This is a genomic window from Candidatus Magnetobacterium casense, from assembly GCF_019173545.1.
GTDB lineage: Bacteria > Nitrospirota > Thermodesulfovibrionia > Thermodesulfovibrionales > Magnetobacteriaceae > Magnetobacterium > Magnetobacterium cryptolimnobacter.
The window spans coordinates 1-5,252 of sequence record NZ_JABXWD010000243.1 but is presented as its reverse complement, the minus strand read 5'-3'; the positions used below and the strand labels follow the sequence as shown (position 1 = coordinate 5,252).

At 49.8% G+C, this 5,252-nt stretch carries 5 protein-coding genes and 1 pseudogene; 1 reads left to right on the top strand and 5 read right to left on the bottom strand.

Annotated features, from left to right (window positions below):
• Positions 1 to 211: pseudogene (locus tag HWQ67_RS12300) on the top strand (IS4 family transposase); the annotation flags it as partial.
• A 10-nt stretch (positions 212 to 221) separates the two neighbouring features.
• Here HWQ67_RS12300 and HWQ67_RS12295 read toward each other — a convergent pair.
• The 5 genes from HWQ67_RS12295 to HWQ67_RS12275 all read right to left on the bottom strand — a co-directional run.
• Complete coding sequence (locus HWQ67_RS12295) at positions 222 to 1,643, bottom strand: class I SAM-dependent methyltransferase (protein ID WP_218252985.1); 1,422 nt, start codon at positions 1,641 to 1,643, stop codon at positions 222 to 224.
• Positions 1,644 to 1,677: 34 nt separating this feature from the next.
• Complete coding sequence (locus tag HWQ67_RS12290) at positions 1,678 to 2,811, bottom strand: radical SAM protein (protein ID WP_218252984.1); 1,134 nt, start codon at positions 2,809 to 2,811, stop codon at positions 1,678 to 1,680.
• Positions 2,812 to 3,118: 307 nt separating this feature from the next.
• Positions 3,119 to 4,240 carry a UDP-galactopyranose mutase gene (glf, locus tag HWQ67_RS12285; protein WP_218252983.1) on the bottom strand — a complete coding sequence of 374 codons (1,122 nt, stop codon included), beginning with the start codon at positions 4,238 to 4,240 and terminating at the stop codon, positions 3,119 to 3,121.
• A gap of 50 nt (positions 4,241 to 4,290) precedes the next feature.
• Positions 4,291 to 4,761, bottom strand: coding sequence for a DNA-processing protein DprA (locus HWQ67_RS12280; protein WP_218252982.1), 471 nt, complete (start codon positions 4,759 to 4,761; stop codon positions 4,291 to 4,293).
• A 5-nt stretch (positions 4,762 to 4,766) separates the two neighbouring features.
• A partial coding sequence (locus HWQ67_RS12275; protein WP_218252981.1) for a hypothetical protein occupies positions 4,767 to 5,252 on the bottom strand: 486 nt, incomplete at its 5' end.

Sequence of the window (5,252 nt, the reverse complement as noted above, 5' to 3'; positions counted from 1 at the left end):
TTTTGGGATACTTTTTTATGAATGTTGTGATGAAGTCAAGGATATACAATATATAGAAGCACTCTCATTATTATTAAAACTCTTAAGAGAATATCTTCATACACATCAGTTGCTTCCTGATGATAAAATTCAAGAACTAATCGATGCTTTTATTTCGGTTTTACCCGCATTTTTCAAGGTAAAATTGCGAAAATTTAAGTGCGAAAGTTGAGTTGAGTATTTTATTTTACGTTCCATGTTAACCTCTCCTGTGCCGTGGCCTCAACCCTGGTTGCCACACATGCGCTGGTAAAGTAGCAGGCATCGTCCTTGTTGTAGTATTTGAAGATGGGGTCGGCCATGTTCTTTGGGTACAGAGTGGCTGGGTCTGCAATCAGTGCGTCCTCGACCTCAAGACCCACTGCCGGGTTGAAGAGCACGCGAAGGGCCTCGCTGCTGAAACGCCAGAGGTCTTGCTGCCGACCAAGCGGTTTGGTGTTCCTGTCCAGGACAAAGAGCCTCCCTCCCTGACGTATTATATGCGCAATGGAGATTGCGGCAACCCACGGATACTCCAACAGCCCCAGGACGTCCCACAGGATTACGGCGTCAAATCGCCCCGCCTTCATCCGCTTAGACAGGCCGTAGATGGCCCGGGCACTTTTGACGTTGCTGTATTGCAGCACCTCAAGGCTCAGTCCGGAGCGATTGTTGCCACTTAGGGCCTTGTCTCCCGCCGGGGTTGTCAGAAAGGCGACCAGCGGACGCTGTTGCTGCTGCTTGACACTTTTTATGAAGCCATCAAAGAGGGTATCAACGCAACCAACGGGTTTTTCAAGTGCGCGGTAGCCGCGTTTTATCTCCGCCCCTTCATCAAGGACGGTGACACCGGTTTTTTCGGGATAGAAGTGCCATTTTGGCAGGATATCCATGCAGTCTATGTCCCACTTGTAATCAGCGGGGTTGTAGTCGTGTGTTTTGCGGGCAAGCACGTGCGTAAAGAGATAACACCTGTAGCCGTTTTCAACGACCGACTCCGTGTCATGGTGGCACAGCGAGGCAGGCCATACGAGGCCCTCGTTTTCGACCTCAAACCCGTTGAAGACGCCAAAGATGGTCGAAAATGCGTCGTTGCCGTAACGCCAGAAATCCCAGGGCATTTCGTGCATGGGATATGTGTGATGACTGCCGATATAGGCAAACCCTCCCCTGCGTAAGACCCTGTTTATCTCCAGGGCGACCTTCCAGGGCATGGCGATATGCTCAAAGACCGCCGCCGAATACACGCCATCAAAGGAGTCCGGCTCAAACAGCTCCGACAACCTGTGGGCATCCCCCACGACGTCAACCCCCTGTCCCTCCATGATATCCAGCCCGACAAACTCGGCCTTTGAACTTATCAGTTGCCGGGGCATGGAGCCAACCACCTTGCGCGACCCTATCTCAAGGATACGCGGTGCGGGCAGCTTCGACATTTCGGCAATGAACTCGACCTCCGGATACTGCTCTCTCTTCAGTACGGTGTGTGGCTGCTCCTTTGGGGGAGCCATTCGCTTGCGCATATTGTGATACTGCATCTTTAATGCCTCGTAGGCACCGGGATGCCTCTGACGCATCCATTGCTTTGTGACGGCTATCATATTGTTCAGGTCTTTTGACAACATACTTGAGATATTATACCATAAAGGTCAGAGGCTTTTATGGTTTGGTAAATTTCCTTGCAAAGACACAGGCATCTTTGCCGCAAGGGCCTGGGATCAATGTATGCTCATACGCCCTCTTTCTGAGGTTCTGGATATATTTTCCGTTCCAGTATGAAGCAAATGAAGCCTCATCGGGGTCATAACCGCGAGTTAGCAGGCAGCATGGCGTAAAGACATCGCCGCTCCAGTACTGCACCGACGTAAATGGATATATGCACTGGACAGCATCCTCATCCACGGCGATGGTGTGATACGGTAGCAGTTGTTCAAACTGTGGTGTCGTAATACTACCCCAGGTGGGATATATAGACAGGGAAGGGTCAAAGCCACATGCCACTGCAACCCTTGAGACATATGCCAGGTTCTTCATCATAGCCCTGAAGTCTTCATACCGGTCAGAGAATAACAGGTCTGCCGTGGGGTCTTCATCGACAATCCGCCCAAAGGATACACGGTTGAGCGATACGAGGTCTACTCCAATCTCCTGGGCAAAGGTGACTATGTTTGGGATATCGGCATAATTATAAGTTCCCACGGCAACGTTAAAATACAGCACCGGTCGTTTTTTTAATCCCTGTATGAGTTGTGCGAGTGCCCTGACGTTTGTTTCAAACTGCTGCCACTTGGCATTTTTGCGGACATACTCGTAGACCTCCTTTGTGCCGTCTATGGAGATGCATATGCTTCTGAAGTTTCCGGTCTTAAAGGCGTCCATGTGCTTGTGCAACAACAGGGCGTTTGTGGTGGTACGCAGGGATGCCCCGCGCACTGTTAGGTCGGCCACGGCACGGTCAAAGTCCTTCCAGAGCAAAGGCTCTCCCAGGCCAATGATAGAGACGTCCTCCAGGGTATCGATGAATCCTCCCAGTTGCTCCAGAAACCAGTCGTAGCTCCTGTCCAGTGACATAGTCCTCTGCGGCCCGGCACACATGATACAGTCCAGGTTACAGTATGTCGTAACGCTCAACTCCACCCTGCACGGACCGCTGTCCAAGATTACATCCTTGTTTTGGATGTGTTTAAGTAGCCGCTGTCTGTTCTTGTGTGCAAAGGCAGGGGCTTTTTTTTCTCTGCCAACTCCATCAACAAACCTCTTAAGCAGCTCCTTGCCATTCTTGATAATTCCCATGAGGCATTATAACTAAAGCAAGTCTGTTTTTGCCAGTTGTGTTTAAGGAGTCAGGCATAAAGGTCAGGTATTTATGTACAATACATGCTTGTATGCAATACTGCCATGTTTTTTTAGATAACATCCTAAACTTACTAAATTACGAATAAACTCCCGTCTTTTCAAACTTCAACTGCTATTTCCTTACACACCAGGAATTTCTCTGAGCTTGCCCACGTACCAGTTGTCATCAACCCAATATTGCAATGTAAAAGTCCTTAACATCTCCATTACCTTTCTTTAAATTGTATTGTGAACGGGCAATTATTCATAAGATACCTCCTATTTTTTCAAAGAGGTCGAGGGCGTTTTTGAATGCCTGGTCCATGTTGAGGTGCTTGTAGTTTGCCAGTCTGCCGATGAGATATATGTCGTCTTTTTGGAGTTCCCTGGCGGCCTGCTCATAGCGCATGCAGCGGTCGAGGTTGTCCTGCGATGGGACGGGGTAGTAGGGGTCGCCATCCCACGTGGGATACTCCCTGATGATAGTCGTGCGCGGGTGACACTGACCGGTATAACGCTTGGGTTCGGTCACGCGCATGTAACGATAATCGTTTGGGTAGTTGATCACAACGTTGGACTGGAAGTACTCCATATCCAGCGTCTCATACTCAAACTCCAGCGACCGGTACTGGAGTCTGCCAAATTTGTAATCAAAAAAGGCATCTATCCGTCCGGTAAAGATTAATATCCCATGTCCCCCGATATCTCTGATGAGCGCATCTTTTTGGGTCAGATAATCAACGTTGAGCATGACGTTTATGTTTTTATGGTCGAGGATGTTCTGAAATATGCTCGTATATCCCTGATCTGGCACGCCTTCGTACTTGTCGGAGAAATATCCGTCATCAAAGTTCGTCCTGACCGGAATCCTGCCAATCAACGAGGCATCGAGTTGATCAGGCCATCTGTCCCACTGCTTTTTGGTGTAGTTCTTGAACATTTTTTCATAGAGCACCCTGCCAACCCTCATCAGGGCTACGTCTTCGGAGGTCTTTGGTTCCTTTATACCTTGCGTGTTGTTTTGCAGCCAGTTTAGCATCTCTGCTTCCGAGGACATGGCCAGTCCAAAGAGCCTGTTGACCGTCTCTATGTTGACCGGCACTGGCACAAGCATGCCATCGACATAGCTTTTGACCCTGTGGGTGTAGGGCAGCCACTGCGTAAAGCGTCCGATATACTGCCAGACGTCCTCGTAACTGGTGTGGAACATGTGAGGGCCATACAGCGGAATCAGTATCCCGGCCTCATCACGGAAGTCATAACAGTTGCCACCGATATGGCCACGTCTGTCAATAACCAGCACCCTCTTGTTGGCAACGGAGGCAAACCTCTCCGCCAGCACACACCCCGAAATTCCAGCCCCTACAACCAGGATATCTACAGACATGTTGTCACATCACTTTATTGTGCTTATGCATAAACAAACATCCGCCTGAACTACCCCAGCATCCTGACTATCTTACCCGAGGCCATGATCTCCGATACCAGGTTGTCGAGCTTGCCACCTTTGCTGGCATATGCCACCACTATTTCGTCGGCCAGCTCCAGCATCAGGCGATTACGCAGTCCGGCGGTTTCAGCCGTAACCCTCTTTACGGTTTCCTCAAACGGGGTGATGATCAAAAGGCGATTCCTGTCTATCTGACGCCTCAACTGCGGCTCAACATCCTTCATAAACCCCCTGGCCAAGGCAATTATTATCGGCTGATTACCCTTGAGCAGGAAGTACAAGACATCCTTCTCTATATCCGAGTGAAACCCGGAGATCACACACACCCCCCTTTGCCGTTGCTCAATTGCCCATTCATAAGACCTCAGAACAACACGCTCAGGGCAATCGCGTGAGCACAGAAATGCCACCTTATGCAGATTCAACAACCCCATGTTACCCTTTGAGTAATATATCATAATCCTTAGTTCACCATACACACTGTAAGTTCAACATTTGTCCTTAATGATAGCATGTTCCCTATCGGATTGACAATAGTTTTGGTACTTTCACGATCTGGCCGATGATCCCACGGCTGGCAAGACCCAGCAACGTCAGCCTCCGCTCCGACTGCGACGCAACAACTATCAGGTCTCTCTGTCGGTCGATTATCACGCTCACAGGATCCTTTAGCGTATCCACAACGGCGTATCTGTCCCACGTCTGGAGATTGTATATCCCCGATCTTGTCCTTGTTCTCTATCACGACAAGCGTCTCTGAAGCATCATCGATGGCGATGGCGTTTACCACGTGCTGAAAATCCATCTGCTTCAGTATTGCCCTCGTCCCGGGGTCAACGACGAAGACCGACTTGCCGCATACGGCATAACCTCGTTGTCCCGCCCCCTTGAGGATGTTTGCCTCCCTCGGCAGCGGGATCAACCCCGCATCCTCAATCGCGTACAGTTG